Source organism: Pseudomonas chlororaphis (genome assembly GCA_001023535.1).
Taxonomy (GTDB): Bacteria; Pseudomonadota; Gammaproteobacteria; order Pseudomonadales; family Pseudomonadaceae; genus Aquipseudomonas; species Aquipseudomonas chlororaphis_E.
The window spans coordinates 109,033-125,787 of sequence record CP011020.1 but is presented as its reverse complement, the minus strand read 5'-3'; the positions used below and the strand labels follow the sequence as shown (position 1 = coordinate 125,787).

Here is a 16,755-nt window from a genome sequence, read left to right as displayed (position 1 = left end):
AGCAAAAGTCATCCGTCAGTTAGGCGGACCGGGCGGGCCGTAGAGCATCTGGAAAAACCAGACGAGAAACCCGTAGCCGCCGACGATGGCGACCGATAACAACGGAAAGAGACAGACAACAAGGAACAGGAACAGCCGAGTTTCCTTGCGGCGTTCGGGTTTGCGATCTTCAGCCAATGACATGGGCAATCTCCAGCCGACCTGGATTGATACTAGCCCATGATGTTTGTGTGGTTTATTGGGTCGGTATTATCCGACCAGCGGTCAAGAGGCTGTGGAGCCGGCCGCAATTTCGATACCTGGCCCAAAAAACTGTGGGAGTAAACCTGCTCGCGAAAGCGGTCGATCAGCCAGCAAACCAGCCAGCTGAACCAACGCCTTCGCGAGCAGGCTCACGCCCACCAAGGGGACTTTGGTGTTCGGTGTCGGCTTACAACCAGTAACGCAGGCCGAGCATCAGGGACTGGGCCTTGTACTCGGTTTTCACATCACCCTGGGGCAGGTTCTGGATGTCGCCGAAATGGGCTTCACGCGTCTTGAAGTAGCGGTAGTCCAGGGACATGGACCAGTGCTCGGCGAGTTCGAAACCGACCCCGGCACCGAGCTGGTAGGCCGGGACCGTGTCGCGGTGGCTGTTGCCGAACTGGACGCCACCGGCTTCCAGGCCGCTGATGGTCAACACCGCATAGCCCAGGCCGCCGCCGACGTAAGGCGTGACCCGGTTCAACGGCGCTGGCAGGTTCGAGACGTCGTACCAGAGGTTGGCCATCAGGCTGCTGGCTTCCTCTTTCCCTTCGCCGTCGATGCTGCCGCCGCCTTCATAGACCCGGTGATTGAACTGGGTCAGGGTGTTCTTGCGGTAGCTCAGTTCCAGTTCGGGTCGCAGCCCGATCGGCAAGCCCCAGCCCAGCGCCAACCCGGTGGCGTAGCCGGAATGCAGCGGTTGGTTGTATTGCATCTCGACGAAATCGAGGTCGTTCTGGTTGAGGTCCTGGTCGGCGACCCAGTTCAGGCCACCCATGGCACTGACATAAGGGCCAAGCGTGTCAGCGAAACTGGACGCGGGGGCGATCAGGCCCAGGCCGATGATGCCCATGACGAAAGAGTGAGTGGTTTGCTTTAGGTTCATGCTCGATCCGAAGTGTTCTGTGGTTGAAAAATCAACGAAGCGTGTCCGGGGACCGGCGCACGGCCCCCGGCGTACTCATACAAGGTGCAGGTGCGCTGCGGTTTTCTCGGCCGGGCTTCGGGAGGTGTTCGTCCGCTGCTCAGCCAGGGAGCAGAGGTTGTCCAGCGCCTTGGTCATCGCCGCCGTCAGTGCTTTGCGCAGCAGCCCCCGGTAGAGAAAGCTCAATGGACCGGAGATCCTCGCGCTATGGATGACATGGGTCTCTTCGGATGAAAGCCTGCGCATCCGATGATCGAACTCAAGGTCGATCCACAGCAGCTTCGCGGTGTTGCGGTAGCTCTCGTGCAGGCTCACGGCCTCCAGTTTCAGGGGCATGTTCAACCCGTTCTTGAGAACACATTTGCCGTGCGTCCCGGCCTGGAATGGACCCTCGAGTTCGCAGTGGCGAACGTCGGTGTCCCACAGCGGCGCTTGGGAGAAATCGCTCCAGATCTTCCAGATCTCGGAAGGCGGCGATTTGACTACGATTTGCACGTTTACATCGTTCACGGCGTCACCTTGGTTGGGGGCTCGATGAGGTTCAGGGAAGCGGTCATTCAACATTCTCAGGCGGCGGGCGCGGACTGGCTCAGCACCTGGGCGGTGATGCTGGCCTGACCGATTTTTTCGCCACGGTTGAACAGGTCGATGTAGATGCGGTTGGTCTTGAACGACCGCAACTGCGCATCGAACCCGGGTTGTGGCGCCAGCGACAGCGGACTGTTGCGCGCAATGGGCCGCTCCAGGGTGAAGCTCAAGGCCAGCAGGTTCATGGGGGTCTTGAGCGGGATATGCAGGTGACTGTGGGCAATCTGCATGTAGCACTGGCGGGCCACTTCGAGGAAATACACCATCGAATGGTGGTGCGGATCGCCCTCATGGAAGAAGTGCCGGTCCGGTAGTTCCACCGTGTCCACGCTCAAGCCCTGGGCGATCCCGCTCATCTCACTGACGATGACGTTTTCTGCGCGAGCCTTGTGCAGCAGCGCCTTGTCGCGGCAGGGCGCGGCGGTGAACGCCACGGCCGGCGAGGTCTCGAACGCCGAGCTGTGGGCCATTTCGAGCACGCAGGTGCACATCAACTGGCCGCCCTGCATGACTTTGGCGGTGAACGCCTGCGCATCCTGGCCCTGTTCCAGGTGCAATTGAATCGGCGTTTCTTTTTGCACGTACTGCTGGAACTTGATGCTCAGGCGTTTGATGTAGGCGGCGCGGCCACCCGGCGGCGTGGCGAGTTCGAGCAATTGCAGCACGCCTTCGATCAACAGGATGCCGGGGACGTGGTCCAGCGGGTGATCGAAGAAGTAAGGGTGGGCCTCGTTGACCACCAGCTGCGCCTGCAAGGCATGCGGACCTCGCCGGACGTCGGCGATCACGATATTTTCCTCGCGACGCGGCCGCAGCGCCGGACGCTGGGCGTCAGCCCCCCGGTGCAGGGCGAAGAGGCCTTCCATGGCGCGGACCCGGACCCGTAGCCCGGTCAGCAGCGTGCTGGTGAGCATGTCGCTGAGCTGCAACACATCGACACCGTCGTGCTGCGGCTCGCGCACCAGGTTGACCGGCCGCACGGGTGGGATGAGTTGCTGCAGTTCGTGGGACGCTGAATGGGCGAACCGCAGCATGAACGGCAATTTGATGGGGGCGGTCGTGGCGTCTGCGCCCTGGTGCCATTCGCGAAGTTTTTCGGTGAACAACCACATCACTGTCTTGCCGGCGTCGCGCACCTCGATCACGGTGTGGCTCGCCTTGCGCAACATCACCGCCAACAGGGTTTCGATACCCGTGGCTTCAGCCAGGAAACCGGTCATGTCCCGCAGCGAATCCTGTGCAGGCGCTGGATCAGGTTGCAGCTCGCAGACCTCGACATGGGGGTATTGATCGCGCGGCTTGCCGGCCAGGCGGCAGGCTTCGTCCAGCGAACGGGCAGCGTGGGCCAGCACGGCCGCGCGAATCACCAGCAAGGGTTTTTCGCGGGCGTCTGCCTGATGACGGCGCAGGGCAAATACACCCAGCCCTTCACCTTGCAAGACCGGGGAGCGCTGGGCCCGTTCAACCTCGATCTCGCCGCTGATAAAGCGTCCGGCCCCGAGCAGCAGCGTGGTGATGCCGTCGTTGAACCATTGCGGGGAAGCCAGCAGGGTTTGCCAGAACAGGCCCGTGGTGCCCACCAGGGTCTGATGGAAACCCCTGAAGTCAAAGATCTGCGCCGGGTACCCGGACAGCATGTTCGGCAGCATGGTTGCCACGTCCGTGACCTCAACACCCGGTGGCGTCCCTTCGGCATGGCCGTAGAAATGATGGGCGCTGCTGTACGCGTTGCTGAAACGCTCGCCGCCCATGTTGCAGCACATGACCATCGCCGTGTCGGGCGAGCCGGCGACACCCGGCAGGCGGCGCAGCAGGTGATTGACGCGGTCGGTGATCAACAACTTGAACGGATCGACATGGGCCAATGGCTTGGGGCCCATGCCGAAACCGTCGATGTCGATGAGCTGGTCTTGGGCAAGGAATTTTCCCTGCAGCAACGGTTGCTCGGGCGTCACGGTGTAATCCACGAAACGCCCGTAGGGGAACACCACCGAAGGGGCCGCCGGCTGGTCGAACTGTTGCTGGAAGGCGTGCAAGGAACTGTGGCTGCCCAGCGCGGCTTCGGCTTCGACAATCGCAAGGTCCAGCATCAGCACGCCGGGAGCAACCCGAGGGGCGGCGAGCGCGTGGCCGGGCACGTACTCATCCACCACCAGGTGAGCGTTGGCCCCGCCAAAGCCGAAGCTGGAAATGCCGACGCGGATCGCCGAGGAGCGCTCCGCCAGCGGCTGCACCTGCCCGGTGGCAAGCCGCAGGCACGTCTCGTCGACCTTGGCACTGGGGCGGTAGCCAGGTTGGGGAGGAATGCCTTTGTGGCGCAGGATCATCAAGGCCTTGGCCAGCGAAGGACCCCCGGCGGCCGCCAGCGGGTGGCCAATGACCGACTTGATCGAGCCGATGGTGATTTTCCGGTCGTCGGGGCGGTGGCCTGCGAAGAAACTGTTCAGCGAAGCCAGCTCGGTGGCATCACCCAGCGGGGTGCCGGTGCCGTGGGTTTCGATGTAGTCGACGTCGCTCGGGTCGAGGTCCGCGTAGGCGCGCTGGTAAGCGGTGAACTGCGCCTGTTTTCCGGGCGCGAACACTGAGCCTTCGGCGCCGTCGGCGGACAATCCCAGGGCCCGCAGGACCCCCAACGGTTGGCGCTGGGCAAGCAAGGCCTGGGCGACGGGCTCGACCAGAAAGGCTACCGCGCACTCGCCCGGCACGATGCCGTCGGCATCCTGGCCGAAGGCTTCCATTTGGGCGCGGGCAGAGAAGGCCGTCAGTTGAGAGAAGCCGAGGAACAATGCCGGCGGCAATACCGTGTTGAGTGCCATGACGATGGCGTTGTCGGCCTGTCCACTGTTGACCAGCGCCTGGGCCATGTCGATGGCGTAGGGAAACGAACTGCAAGCGGTGTCGACTGACAGCGCCGGGCCGCCCAGGCCAACCGCCGCGGCGAGTTCCGCCACCTGTTCGCCCGGCGTATAGCCTTGCTCTGCAGCGGCTTTGGCGGCTATGCCGCTGACGAAGAAGCTCTCGTCGCTCCAAGACGTCGCCACCACCAGGGCCGTGCGCTCGCAGGTCAGGGCCGAACCTTGAGCGGCGAGTTGGCCGAGCAGTGTCTGGAGGACTTTCTGGCCGATAGCGACTTGTCGCCCTTCATGTCGCGAAGGGGTTTCGGGGGCATCGGTCAGGCAAAAGGCGCTGTCCAGGTAGACGCGATTGCGTTCCCCCGGTTTTGCCGAATAGATCGACGCCTTGTCCAGTTCCCAACGGGCCGGCATCGATTCGATGGGCGCTATCTGCCCCTGGGACAGCAGGTGCCAGAGCGCGTCGATGGACGACGCCCCAGGAAATTCACCGGCCATCGCACTGAAGCAGAAATCGCCTGCTGTGGTCACTGCGCCACTCATACCTTGTCTCCTGATCGCCAAAATGCTGGGTGATCGGCTCGATCACCCGGATTCCATTCCTGTATTGCGCAGCGTGTTTCAGCCCAGCCTTGCCAGCAGTGACAGGGCGTCCTGGGGCGTGCGACGGGACATCAGCGCTTCGCCGGCAAACTCACTGGCCGAGCAGTGTTGGGCCATGGATTGGCAGAGCGTTTCGCGGCTGAAGCCATTGAGGCCCAATTGGGCGAACGGTGTCTGGACATCGATCGACTGCGCCGTGTCCGCGACCAGCGGCGACAGTGTGTCGAGCAGCAGGTTGTGGGCCGGCGCCGGCGTCTCGGCCGTGACCGCCGCCGGGGCGGGTTCACAGGCCTCGGGCCCTGGGCCGGCAAGGGCGGCATCGATCAGGGCGATGGTCGCCTGCGGGTACTTGGCGTTGGCCAACTCGGAGCTGTTGGCCTTGAGCTGTGGCCACGTGGCGACCACGGATTCGAGGAAGTCCAGTTGCACCAGCGAGTCGAGGCCCAGGCCTTCGTAGCTTTGGTTCAGGTCGATCTGCTCGGCCGAAAAACCGGTGATGGTCGCCAGTTGCGCCAGTACCCAGGCTTGCACATCCACCGCGGGCGCTTGTGGGTCGGCTTCAAGGCGAGCCAGCAGGGCCGTCGGGGTGGGCGCATCGAACAACTGCGAGGTTTGCGCCTGCTTTTCCGGGAAGTGCTGGGCGAGGGATTCGAAGATGTCCACCAGCCCCAGGGAGTCGATGCCCAGGCTCTCGAAACTTTGATCGAAGTCGATCTGCTCCTGCTTGAAGCCGGTGGCCGAGGCAATCTCGGCGCGCAGCCATTGGGCGTAGTCGAGTGCCGCAGGTGCTTCGACGACGGGTGCCGCGGCCAGGATCGGCGCCGTGGCGTGGACCGTTTCGAGCACCGCAACCGGCTTGTTCACCGGGGCGTCGATGCCTTGGGCATAGACCCCTTCGATGACTTGCTTGTGCGCGCTGAAGTAATGCGCGGTGACGGACTCGGCCTGCTCCAGCAGGCGCATCAGGATCGATTCCTTGGCGACATTGGATTCGCACAGTGAATCGATGATCTTTTCCGAAAGGGAAAAATAGCTGTGGGCTATTTTTCCATTGGACACGATGAATTCCTGCACAACATCGTTAAGTTGCAAGCGCATGAGGTTCTCCTAACCGAAGTCGGTAGACGTTTCTGTCAATAAGAAAAATCAAAAAGTCATGGCCCAGGGCCGGGCCTTGGGTGAATCCACCCATCAAACGGGCAGTAGTCGACAGGGCGACTTAAAGTTGGAGTTCTACTGCGTCAACCTCGGACGGTGTTGTTCTTGTGGCACCCTTGAGTAACCCGGACCTCAGGTTCAGATACGCCACCAGGGTCATGGCGTCGGCGCCCTGGAAGGCAATGTAGCCATCAGGACGAATCAGCATCAGCGTGCCCTCGCTGGCGTGGTAGCGCTTGTGCAGCCGCCAGTCAGGGTCGAGCAACGTCGAATGCCAGGCGGGCAATCCGGCGCTGCTGAGGGCGTCGATCACGCAATAGGCCTTGATGCCCGGGTAGTCTTTTTCCACGGTCTGGGCCAGGGTGTAATAGCCCGGCAGCAGCGGTGAAAACTGATCGGCCCCGGTGAACACCAGCAGCGTGAAAGTGCCGTGGAACAGGTCGATCAAGCGTTTTGCCGGCAGCCCTTGCAGTTGCCACAGCTCGACATCCGGCGCCAATTGCCCCGCGCGCGGCGCCGCGCTCTGGAACTCGGGCTTCTGGCCTTTGCGGTACCAGTTCTTGCGCTGTTTCTTCGTCAGCGACTCCTGGATGTAATCGCTTTTAGCGTAGTGGTATTGGTGACCGGAAATCATCGACGGCAGCTTGCGCTGGACCTTCTTGCGGTTGCTCAACAGCGGCAGGACATTGTCCCGCAGCCAGACCAGCGCGCGTTGGCGGACGGTGATCAGGCCGGTCAGGCGGTGGGCGGTGTTCTCGACTTCGAGGGCGACCGGGTAGCGCTCGTCGTTGTAGCTGTCGAGCAGGGTGGGCTCCGCCAGCCCCTGGTCGACGTAGGCCATTTTCCACGCCAGGTTATAGGCCTCGGAAACCCCCAGGTTCATCCATTGCCCGCCGATCGGGCTGCCGATGTGCGCGGAGTCGCCCACCAGGAATACCGAACCCTGCTGCATGGTCTGCACGCGGCGATGCTGGAACGAGGCGATAGTGGTCGACGAGATGTTGGACAGCGTCATCTTCTGCCCGCGTCCTTCGCACAACCGCTGGAAGTTTTCCAGGCTCAGGGAAGGGCGCTCGCCTTCCGGCGGCAGGTTGTAGGGCATCTCGATGAACAGGCGATAGCGAGACTGGGCACTGATCGGCGCGACCGCCACGTAGCCGTCCTGCGCGCCGAGGAAGAAGGCGCCTTCGTCCTTGCTGCCGGACCACTCGATGTCGGCGTCGGCCAGCATGAAGAAGCGGTCGTAGGACGAACCTTCGAACGTCATGTCCAGGCGTTTGCGGATGTTGCTGCGTGCGCCGTCGCAGGCGGCCACCCAGCGGGTGGTCAGCGTTTCTTCGTGGCCGTCGGCGTGCCGCAGGGTCATGTTCACGGCGTCGGGCTGGTTTTGCAGGTCCACCAGCTCGGTGTTCCACTCGACCTGCGCGCCCAGTTCATTGAGCCGCTCCAGCAGCAGTTTCTCGGTCTGCGGCTGCGGCAGGCTCAGCAGCAACGGGTACGTCGCATCCAGGTAGGAGAAGTTGTAGTTCAACACCCGCTTGGCGTTCGACTGCACCGAAAACTGGTTGATGGTGAACCCATCCCTGACGGCTTGATCGGCGATGCCCAGGTCGCGGAAGATTTCCAGGGTGCGCGAATGGATCGCCATGGCCTTGGTCGCGGTGGAAGGGCCGGCGTTCTTTTCGATGATGCGAAAGCCAACCCCCCACTTTTTCAGCATGATCGCCAGAGACAGGCCAATCGGGCCGGCGCCTACGATCATGACGGTGGGGGCGCTGCCAGGGCGCTTGAAATACGTGGGGGCCAACGTGCTCAGAGTGTTCATCGGTCAGTACCAATTTCTGTAGAAGGGAGAGTGAGCGATGCCGAGCAGGGCATCGTCGCCAGATGAGTCGCCGTAGGCATAAATGTAGAAGTCATCGAGGTTGCTCAAGCAGCCCTTGAGCCGTGTGACTTTCTCTCTCTCAACGCAATTGGTGCCGCAAATGCTGCCCGTCAGTTTGTTTTTCGCTGTGGCCAGGCGAGTGCCGCAGACGTAGTCGAAACCCACCGCCTGGCCCCAGGGGATCAGGTAATTCTCGGGCGAGTTACTGACCAGCGCGGTGACGTGGCCCATGGACTGGTGCCATTGCAACCGGCGCAGGGCCTCGGGGCGCAGCCACAGTGGCAACAGTTCGGTGATGAAGTACTTGGCGTGCTCGCGCTCATCGTCCACGGACAGGCCGCCCAGATAACAGGCGATGAAGGCCAGCCGGGCTTGCATCAATGGGGTGATCCCGACGACCACGCTGAGCATTTTCGGCAACAGGGGAATGATCCTGAGCCAGAACGACCGGGTGCCGGCGATGTAGCGCATGTAGCGCCAGAACGTGTGCCGGTCGGTCAACGTGCCGTCGAAATCGAAGACGGCCAGTACCGGTTGGGTGTTGTCAGCTTGCATGAGCCACTTCCTTGAGCGCGATGATTTCGATGGTCCTGGGCAGCTTGAAGCCCGACAGGTAGCGCGAAAGCAGGGTGGCGATCGCGTTCTGGGTCAGGTCGGCACTGCCTTCCACGCACAGATGCAAGACGTTCACTTCCTTGTTGTCCGGGACGATGTAGGCCTTGGCGCGCGTTACGCCAGGGTGTTTCAGGGCGATGGATTCGATTTCCGTCAGGTCGACCATTTGCGCCTTGATCTTCGAGATCCGCAGGCGCTGGCAATAAAAGAACACATGGCCGTCTTCGTTCTGCCACACCAGGTCTCCGGTGTGGAACCAGCCATCACGCCAGAACCGGGCGTTGGCGTCATCGGCATCCAGGTAACCGTCGATCACCATCGAACCGCGGATCAGCAGTTCCCCGATGCGTCCGCGGGCAACGTCACGGCCCTCGGCGTCGACGACTCGCAGGTCCACACCGCTGATCGCGCGTCCCATGGCACCGCGGTGGACTTGGCCAATCGAGCTCTGGACGATCACCGGCATGCTTTCGGTCAAGCCATAGCCCTGCAGCACTGCGTTGCAGCCGAGCAACTTGCCCAGCTTCTCGGCTTCGTCGGCCGGCAGGTGGCTGCCGCCGGAATAGACCATCAATTTCGGGTGCATCGGCAACAGCGCGCCCTTGCGCTTGGCCAGGCGCGTGTTGAAGTAGCGGATGACGTCGGGCACCAGGCAGGCGAAGCTGACCTGATGTTCGGACAGGACTTCAGCCAGGTCGCGGTTAAGCAGCGTGTTGGTCATCAGCAGGGTGGCGCCGATGCTCAACGGAAACACCATCATCACGGACAACCCGAAAATGGCGTAGAGCGGCAGCGTCACCAGATGGACCGACCCGACGCCTTGCAGATGGAATTGCTCGTGCAGCCCGTCGCTCGATTGCGTCAGGTCGAGATAGCGGTGGGCCACGGCCAGGGGCTTGCCCAGGCCCCGATAAGTGAACTGCACCGAGACCACCGGGTTGTCCTCGGGCAACATCAGGGGTTCGGCCTCGTGCGGCACCTGAGCGACGGCAGTCGCATGGGCTGGCAGCGCCGCCGCCGGCTCGTCCCCCACCTCCAGCACCAAGGTATGGCGGATGCCGGAGTCCGGGTGGAACAGCTCGCTGTGCTGCACCGCCAGCGCGGCAGTCGTGACCACCAGCGTTGGCCCGGCCAGGCCGATGACGTTGGACATCTCGAACGGCGTCAGCTTGTGGTTGAGGATGACCGGCACCGCGCCGCGACCGATGATCGCCAGGTAATAAGCGATGAACGCCACGCTATTGGGCAGCACTAACGCAACGTTATCGCCGGGGACAACATCGAGCGCTTTAAGCACACCATTACAGCCCTGTGCCATGTTTCGCAATTGACGGTAAGTGACGGTCTGTTCTTCCGCGTCCAGATACTTGATGGCTATCTGATCGGGGAAAGATTCCGAAAAACCGACAAAACGATGCAGAAAACCTTCTTTACTGGAAAGGCTTTTCATATACCAACCTCTTTCAATCCTTGGATGTATGGCGTGTCTGAAAAGTGCTACAGAGGCAGGCTATAGTTGTTTTATGTCAATCAAGCATCTAGGTAGTTATTGTTTCGATACCAGTTCAGCGTATCGGTCAGGGTTTCACTGACAGGGCGGAACTTGCAGTCCAGCTCCCTTGAACTCTTTTGATGGCTGAAGTGTGTGCGGCCTTGCTCTTGTTCCATGAGTTTGACCGTGGAAGTGCTGATCAACACCGGTTTCTTGGTAAGACGGTAATAACCTTCGTAGACCAGGGCGATGATGCGCAACATGAGCAAAGGTACTTTGCGTTCCGGTGCCTTGATTCCACTGACACTGGCGAGCGCCTGGAAAATACTCTTCATGTCCATGTGGTTGCCGGCGGCCAGATAACGTTCGCCGGAACGACCGCGGGTGATGGCTGCGATCTGATGCTCAGCCACGTCACGGGCGTCGACCACGGAAAAACTTCCAGGAAGAACACCAGGGAGTTTTTGTCCTACAAAATCGAGCAGGAACTGTCCCGAGGAGGTCGGGCCAATATCACCGGGACCAAACATCCAGCCCGGCAATACCATGGCGATGAACATGTCGGGGTGCTGCATTAGAAACGCTTGGACCTTCTGCTCGGACAATATCTTGCTCAAGTAGTAATCGTCCGCTTCCTGCTCACTGCGAGACATGGTTTCGTCGATGACTTGATCCCGGTTGCCCTTGAGCACGGCAATGGAAGAGGTATGCACGGCACGACGGATGCCGGCGGCATAAGCGACTTGCAGCAGACGTTCGGTGCCGGTGACGTTGGTGTCGTAGAGTTTTTGCCAGTGCTTTCCGCCTTTGTAGCTGTCGCGGAAATAGGCGGCCGTATGGAACAGGGCGTCGCAACCTTGCAGGGCATGGCTGAAAGCGTCGACATCGAGCATGTCGCCTTCCACCAGTTCAACGGGCAGGTCGCCGAACTGCTTGCGCCCCTTTTCAAGGGAGCGAACCAGCGCTTTCACCTTGATTTTGCGCTGTAGCAGCGCATGGACGACGTTGTTCCCAAGCAGGCCCGTAGCGCCTGTAACGAAGGCATATTCCATTAAGATCCAGCTCCTTTGGGGTGACCCTGGCGTTGCATCGGGATGGCTGTCGCTGACGCGATGCGCGGACCAGGCGTTGGGCTTCACCAACGGCGCAAGTAAAAACCATTCGGTATCTGAAAATCAAGCGGTATTTATGTGAAGCTTTTGTGGTCCACCGCAAAAGCGCCCGCGGGGCTGAGAAAAACCGGGCTTTACCCAAGGTTCCATCGGTGGCCGCACGTGATCGCGGGGCATTCTCCAATGGGCGTCGAGGCCAGGCGACGCTGTTCTAATGGCACAGTAAGTCGCTGCCGGCGACTCATCTTGCATTCGTCTTCGGCTGCCCCAATACATGGCGATTACATGGCACCTGCTTAAAAGTTTAGATGCGGGTGATTAATACGAGCGTGTATAAGATATGATGGCCGTCACGGGTTTTTTTGCCGGCAGGAGCCAATGCTTGCATTCAGTTACAAATAGATATTTTCGTTGGCTAAAGGAGCCGAGGGCGTGATTAAAAAGAGACTAGGTCGAGAGGAAAGCCAGCAAGTAACCAGAGACAGATTATTCGATACGGCCATTGATCTGATGATCAAGAAAGGCTTTCACGCGGCCAGCGTGAACACCATTTCCGAGGAGGCTGGTTATTCGAAAGGGGCATTTTTCTCCAACTTTTCAAGTAAGGCCGACCTGTTGTTGCAATTGGCGCAGCGGTTCAAGCGGGTGGAAATCGATCGGTTGGGCTCGACCCTGGCGGCCGGCTATTCGTCCGAGCAGTTGACGCAGGGCCTGAATGCCTACATCGACACCCTGAAAGATAACGCCAATTGCGCGATCCTTGACGTCGAGTTGCAATTGATTGCACTGCGCGATGCCGAGTTTTCACCGCTCTACAATGACCTGCATGAAGAAAACAGCATTGCCTTGGGCAAGCTGATTACCATCATCTTCAATCATGCGGGCAAGAAACCGCCGATGGAAAATGCCACGCTTGCAAAGACCTTCACTGCCTTGTCGGAAGGTTTGATATTGCAAGGGCATAAAGATCCGGCAGCGGAAATCAAGTTGGTGTTGAATTCGCTGATTCAAACAGCCGAACCGCTCTAGGCGCTCATTCGCCGAGTATCTTCCGGATCATCCGGATCAGGTTTTCACCGACCTGCTCGACACTTTTGTTCTGCGAGACAACTTGCGCGCCCTCCATCAGGTAGGTGAGCGCCATGGCCGTTTCATTCGGTTCAGCTAGACCGGCTTCTTCACACAGGGCGACCAGGCGCTGGAACTGGCGCTTCTTGTGCGCCTCGATGAGCTGGCGGGCAGGGTTTTGCGGGTCCGGGAGCTCCGCCAGCGAGTGGGTGAAGGGGCAGCCCCGGTAAGACGCCGTGGACAGATCCTGCGCGATGAATTCGGCGAAACCGAGGATCTGCGCCTTGGGATCGTCGGCGTGCCGCGCCGCCAACCCTTCGAAGACCTCGGCGTACTGGTCGACGAGCAAGCGAATCCACGCCAGCACCAGCGCGTCTTTCGACTCGAAATGCCGGTAGACCGTCATCTTGGTCGATTTGGCCTTGGCCGCGATGGCATCCACCGTTACCCGACTGATCCCTTCGGTGAAGAACAGAGCTTCGGCGGCATCCAGGATCCGTTCCCGGGGCGCTAGTTGTGGAACTCGTTCGGGGCGCATGGCGTTCTCCGCTTGACAGCGATACTGTTTGGTATCTAACTATACCGAACGGTATCGCTCGATACTGGTAAGTACAAATCATAGCGTCTTTACCAGGAAGAATGTGATGAAACCCTCTGAATATGCAGGATATGACGCCCTTGGCCTGGCCGATCTGATTGCCAACGGCCAAGTCACCCAGGCCGAGGTAAGAGAGGCGGCATTGGGCGCCATCGAACAGCTCAACCCCAGGATCAACGCGGTGGTCGAGGTGTGGAAGGATGAACCCCTGGCCACCGCAGGCCCGTTCAAGGGCGTGCCGTTCTTGGTAAAGGACTTGGGCCTGACCGCCCAGGGTCGCCTGAACGAGTTGGGCAGTCGCCTGGCCGCCGGATGCGTCGCCGCTGAAGACTCCAACCTGATGATTCGCCTGCGCCAGGCCGGCCTGGTGACCCTGGGCCGCACCAGCACGCCGGAGTTGGCGGCCAGCACCACCACCGAAGCCGCGTATTCGGGCCCAACCCGCAACCCTTGGGATTTGAGCCGCAGCGCCGGAGGCTCCAGTGGGGGTTCGGCCGCTGCCGTTGCCGCCGGCATGGTGCCCGCTGCCCATGCCACCGATGGCGGTGGCTCGATTCGCGTTCCGGCCGCCGCCACCGGGTTGTTCGGACTCAAGCCCAGCCGAGGCCGAATCTCCATGGGCCCGGCAGTGGACGAGGTATGGGCCGGGCTTGCCGTCCATGGTGTTGTCAGTCGAACCGTGCGCGACAGCGCCGCCTTGCTGGATGCCATGGAAGGGGCGGCCGTGGGGGATCCGTTCGAGATCGCTCGGCCAGCGCATTCCTGGCTTTCACAAACGACGCGCGAACCGGGGGCGCTGCGCATCGGCTTGTTGCTGCACCCACTCAACGGAACCCGTTGCGTCGAGCCGGTCGCCCAGGCCACGCGGGAGGTGGCGGTGCAACTGGAGGGCATGGGGCACCGTGTCGAGGAAGTCGATCTCGACATCGGCCTGGGTTGGGAAGGGTTCGTGGAACTGAACGCGCGCTTCTGGTCCGCCAATACCGCCGCCTGGGTCAACGCCCTCGCGGCGGCCACCGGGCGTGCGGTCGATGCCAGCACACTGGAGCCGGCCACGCTGGCGTTGCACCGGCTGGGCAGCCAACTCACCGCCCTGGATCTGATCGAGGCCATGCACCTGCGCAACCTCGTGACCCGTCGCATGGGGCACTTCTTTAGCCAGTACGACATCCTGCTGAACCCGACCCTACCAGCGCTGCCCCCGTTGATAGGTCACTACAACGAAGGCCAGGCGCTGCTGGACGGGCGGGGCTGGATGGATCGAGTCTTCAGCCATTCGCCCTTTACCGCCTTGGCGAATGTGACCGGTTCGCCCTCGATGTCCATGCCGCTGGCGGTCGATCGGCACAGCGGCCTGCCGATCGGCTTGCAGTTTAGCGCGGGGTTCGGTCGTGAGGCCCCGTTGCTGCGCCTGGCAGCGCAGTTGGAACGAGCGTTGCCCTGGGCGGGTCGCACACCCGGGGCCTGGGTTGCCTCGTCAACTTCTGGAGTGCCCGCGTAGCTGTGCCGGACTGACGCCCAGGCGCTGCCTGAAGAGCGTCGTCATGTGCGCCTGGGAATTGAAGCCGCAGGCGAGGGCGATCTCGGTCAGCCTGGCGCTCGTGTCGGTCATCAAGGTCCGGGCCTTGGCCAGGCGTCGGTCGATCAGGTAGCTGTGGGGGCTTTTTCCCGTCGCGAGCTTGAATGCCCGGATGAAATAGCCTTCGGACAACCCCAGCAGCGCTGCCATCGCCGGTACGCCGAGCGGGCCGGCGAGACCTGCGTCAATGAACTCGTCGAGCAGGCGCATGCGTCGGCCGGTGATCGAGCCGGGAGGGGGCGCCGGCAACCGTTCGTGGCCCGTCACCCGTTCAGCCAACCCCAACGCCCAGGATTCCCAGTCATCCTGCGCCGAAGCCTGCAACAGCGCGTTGCGCATGCGGTGGGCGAGGGCAATGGCCGGCGAGTCGATGCGATTGTTGAAGGCCCGCTCACCCTCCAGCGCAACGCCGTCGGTGCGCAGGATCCGCAGGTATTCACCGCCCTGGGGCGATTCGGAGAACACATCACACCCCACTGGGACGAAGGCCAGGCCGTTGGGCATGGCCTCGAACGGATGCACCCGGTCGCTGCCGATGGCGTGCAGGCCGCACTGGCTGTCGAAGGCGAAGCCGATCGAGGCTTGGGTTGCGACATAGCGGGTCGCGTAGGCGCAGCCCGGCAGCAATTCAATCGCCCAGGGGCCTGCCTCGATACGCCGGATCGGTTCGGGTTGGGGCGGCGGCAGGCGATTGCGGCGGTGCATGAGCGACATAGTAGTGAAGAAAAGGGCTGAAAGTCAGGTCAGTTTTCTGGAAGCCCGCCGGTGGCGCCCATGACTAGACTGGGCAAAACCTGGAGGCGACCCTATGCACAAACTGACGCTCGACGATATCGAACAAGCGGCGCGCAACATATACCCAACCATGCCGGCCACGGCCCAGTATGCTTGGCCCTTGCTGGCTGAACGGCTGGGTTGCACGGTGTGGGTCAAGCACGAGAACCACACGCCCACCGGGGCATTCAAGGTCCGCGGTGGTCTGACGTTCATGCACTGGCTCAGGCGCGAGCACCCCGAGGTGAAGGGCGTGGTCACGGCGACCCGTGGCAATCATGGTCAGAGCCTGGCATTGGCGGCAACAGCGTTGGGCTTGCGGGCGTTGATCGTCGTGCCACAGGGCAATTCGCTGGAGAAGAACCAAGCCATGCGCGGCTTTGGTGGCGAGGTGGTGGAGTTCGGTCGCGATTTCGATGAGGCCCGCGAGGAGGCCGCACGCTTGGCGCAGCGGCAGGGCTTGTTTCTGGTGCCACCGTTTCACGCCGAGCTGGTCAAGGGCGTGGCGACCTATGGGTGGGAGTTGTTCAAGGCGGTGCCGGACCTGGACACGGTCTACGTGCCGATCGGCTGCGGGTCGGGGATCTGCGCCGTCATCGCCGCCCGTGATGCCTTGGGCTTGAACACCGAAGTGGTCGGTGTGGTGTCCACTGAGGCTGCGGCGGCGAAGCAGTCGTTCGAGACCGGGACCCTGTGCGAGACCCCTTCGGCGAACACCTTCGCCGACGGCCTCGCCGTGCGCAAGCCCATACCCGAGGCGTTCGCCCTCTATGGGGCCGCGGCGGCACGGATCGTGGCGGTCGACGATCGTGAAATTGCCGAGGCCATGCGGGTCTACTACACCGACACACACAACCTCGCCGAAGGTGCCGGCGCCGCGGCGTTGGCGGCGCTCATGCAGGAGCGTGACGCGATGGTGGGGAAACGTGTGGGGGTGATCCTGTCGGGCGGCAACGTTGACCGGCCAGTGTATGCGAGGGTTCTGGGGGAGCAGGCTCAAAGTTAACGGTGAACATCTTCGCGTATGCGCTCTGTCAGTGCCAATGAAGTCGACTGACCCACCGCCTTCGCGGGCAAGCCCGCTCCCACAGCGTTATTGGGTGGGCACAAGATGTGTGTCGGCCACAGATCCCCTGTGTGGGAGCGGGCTTGCTCGCGAATGCAGTGAATCAGTTGATGAAGAGGTTGGCTGACCCACCGCCTTCGCGGGCAAGCCCGCTCCCACAGCGTTATTGGGTGGGCACAAGATGTGTGTCGACCACG

Annotated in this window: 14 protein-coding genes; 3 read left to right on the top strand and 11 right to left on the bottom strand. The window is 61.7% G+C overall.

Going from position 1 to position 16,755, the window contains the following annotated elements:
• Nucleotides 1–15 precede the first annotated feature (15 nt).
• The 9 genes from VM99_00535 to VM99_00495 form a co-directional block, all read right to left on the bottom strand.
• The gene (locus tag VM99_00535) at nucleotides 16–183 is read right to left on the bottom strand and encodes a nitrate reductase (protein ID AKJ96615.1); all 168 of its coding nucleotides are present in this window, start codon (nucleotides 181–183) and stop codon (nucleotides 16–18) included.
• Nucleotides 184–430: 247 nt separating this feature from the next.
• Entirely contained in the window at nucleotides 431–1,129 is a 699-nt protein-coding gene (locus tag VM99_00530) for a porin (GenBank protein AKJ96614.1), read from the bottom strand.
• Between the two features lie 75 nt (nucleotides 1,130–1,204).
• On the bottom strand, nucleotides 1,205–1,678 hold the full coding sequence (locus VM99_00525; GenBank protein AKK01647.1) for a polyketide cyclase: 474 nt from the start codon (nucleotides 1,676–1,678) through the stop codon (nucleotides 1,205–1,207).
• A 56-nt stretch (nucleotides 1,679–1,734) separates the two neighbouring features.
• A complete protein-coding gene (locus VM99_00520; protein ID AKJ96613.1) occupies nucleotides 1,735–5,151 on the bottom strand; it encodes a polyketide synthase in 3,417 nt (1,138 codons plus the stop codon).
• A 78-nt stretch (nucleotides 5,152–5,229) separates the two neighbouring features.
• Nucleotides 5,230–6,309 carry a polyketide synthase gene (locus VM99_00515; protein ID AKJ96612.1) on the bottom strand — a complete coding sequence of 360 codons (1,080 nt, stop codon included), beginning with the start codon at nucleotides 6,307–6,309 and terminating at the stop codon, nucleotides 5,230–5,232.
• 121 nt (nucleotides 6,310–6,430) lie between these two features.
• Entirely contained in the window at nucleotides 6,431–8,194 is a 1,764-nt protein-coding gene (locus VM99_00510; GenBank protein ID AKJ96611.1) for an FAD-binding monooxygenase, read from the bottom strand.
• A 3-nt stretch (nucleotides 8,195–8,197) separates the two neighbouring features.
• Nucleotides 8,198–8,809: a haloacid dehalogenase gene (locus VM99_00505; protein AKJ96610.1), complete on the bottom strand. Its 612-nt coding sequence runs from the start codon at nucleotides 8,807–8,809 to the stop codon at nucleotides 8,198–8,200.
• The gene (locus tag VM99_00500; GenBank protein AKJ96609.1) at nucleotides 8,799–10,319 is read right to left on the bottom strand and encodes an AMP-dependent synthetase; all 1,521 of its coding nucleotides are present in this window, start codon (nucleotides 10,317–10,319) and stop codon (nucleotides 8,799–8,801) included. Before VM99_00500 ends, VM99_00505 begins: the two co-directional genes overlap by 11 nt.
• An 80-nt stretch (nucleotides 10,320–10,399) precedes the next feature.
• Nucleotides 10,400–11,413, bottom strand: a complete 1,014-nt coding sequence (locus VM99_00495) for an oxidoreductase (protein ID AKJ96608.1) — start codon at nucleotides 11,411–11,413, stop codon at nucleotides 10,400–10,402.
• Nucleotides 11,414–11,905: 492 nt separating this feature from the next.
• On the opposite strand from VM99_00495, the gene VM99_00490 reads away from it, so the two are divergent.
• Nucleotides 11,906–12,502, top strand: a complete 597-nt coding sequence (locus VM99_00490) for a TetR family transcriptional regulator (GenBank protein AKJ96607.1) — start codon at nucleotides 11,906–11,908, stop codon at nucleotides 12,500–12,502.
• A 4-nt stretch (nucleotides 12,503–12,506) separates the two neighbouring features.
• On the opposite strand, the gene VM99_00485 is transcribed toward VM99_00490, so the two are convergent.
• Nucleotides 12,507–13,079 carry a TetR family transcriptional regulator gene (locus VM99_00485; GenBank protein AKJ96606.1) on the bottom strand — a complete coding sequence of 191 codons (573 nt, stop codon included), beginning with the start codon at nucleotides 13,077–13,079 and terminating at the stop codon, nucleotides 12,507–12,509.
• A 106-nt stretch (nucleotides 13,080–13,185) separates the two neighbouring features.
• Here VM99_00485 and VM99_00480 point away from each other — a divergent pair, with 106 nt between their 5' ends.
• On the top strand, nucleotides 13,186–14,640 hold the full coding sequence (locus VM99_00480) for a 6-aminohexanoate hydrolase (protein AKJ96605.1): 1,455 nt from the start codon (nucleotides 13,186–13,188) through the stop codon (nucleotides 14,638–14,640).
• Here the strand turns inward: VM99_00480 and VM99_00475 are convergent.
• A complete protein-coding gene (locus tag VM99_00475) occupies nucleotides 14,617–15,432 on the bottom strand; it encodes an AraC family transcriptional regulator (GenBank protein AKJ96604.1) in 816 nt (271 codons plus the stop codon). The two genes, VM99_00480 and VM99_00475, sit on opposite strands and share 24 nt — an antisense overlap.
• A gap of 94 nt (nucleotides 15,433–15,526) precedes the next feature.
• Between VM99_00475 and VM99_00470 the strand changes: the two genes are divergently transcribed.
• Nucleotides 15,527–16,498, top strand: a complete 972-nt coding sequence (locus VM99_00470) for a hypothetical protein (GenBank protein ID AKJ96603.1) — start codon at nucleotides 15,527–15,529, stop codon at nucleotides 16,496–16,498.
• Nucleotides 16,499–16,755: the final 257 nt, after the last annotated feature.

Excerpts from the sequence above, each read along its gene's own strand:
- VM99_00480 (AKJ96605.1), top strand. The coding sequence starts at position 13,186 with ATGAAACCCTCTGAATATGCAGGATATGACGCCCTTGGCCTGGCCGAT.
- VM99_00470 (AKJ96603.1), top strand. The coding sequence starts at position 15,527 with ATGCACAAACTGACGCTCGACGATATCGAACAAGCGGCGCGCAACATA.
- VM99_00535 (AKJ96615.1), bottom strand. The coding sequence starts at position 183 with ATGTCATTGGCTGAAGATCGCAAACCCGAACGCCGCAAGGAAACTCGG.
- VM99_00520 (AKJ96613.1), bottom strand. The coding sequence starts at position 5,151 with ATGAGTGGCGCAGTGACCACAGCAGGCGATTTCTGCTTCAGTGCGATG.
- VM99_00485 (AKJ96606.1), bottom strand. The coding sequence starts at position 13,079 with ATGCGCCCCGAACGAGTTCCACAACTAGCGCCCCGGGAACGGATCCTG.
- VM99_00530 (AKJ96614.1), bottom strand. The coding sequence starts at position 1,129 with ATGAACCTAAAGCAAACCACTCACTCTTTCGTCATGGGCATCATCGGC.
- VM99_00510 (AKJ96611.1), bottom strand. The coding sequence starts at position 8,194 with ATGAACACTCTGAGCACGTTGGCCCCCACGTATTTCAAGCGCCCTGGC.
- VM99_00500 (AKJ96609.1), bottom strand. The coding sequence starts at position 10,319 with ATGAAAAGCCTTTCCAGTAAAGAAGGTTTTCTGCATCGTTTTGTCGGT.
- VM99_00495 (AKJ96608.1), bottom strand. The coding sequence starts at position 11,413 with ATGGAATATGCCTTCGTTACAGGCGCTACGGGCCTGCTTGGGAACAAC.
- VM99_00515 (AKJ96612.1), bottom strand. The coding sequence starts at position 6,309 with ATGCGCTTGCAACTTAACGATGTTGTGCAGGAATTCATCGTGTCCAAT.
- VM99_00475 (AKJ96604.1), bottom strand. The coding sequence starts at position 15,432 with ATGTCGCTCATGCACCGCCGCAATCGCCTGCCGCCGCCCCAACCCGAA.
- VM99_00505 (AKJ96610.1), bottom strand. The coding sequence starts at position 8,809 with ATGCAAGCTGACAACACCCAACCGGTACTGGCCGTCTTCGATTTCGAC.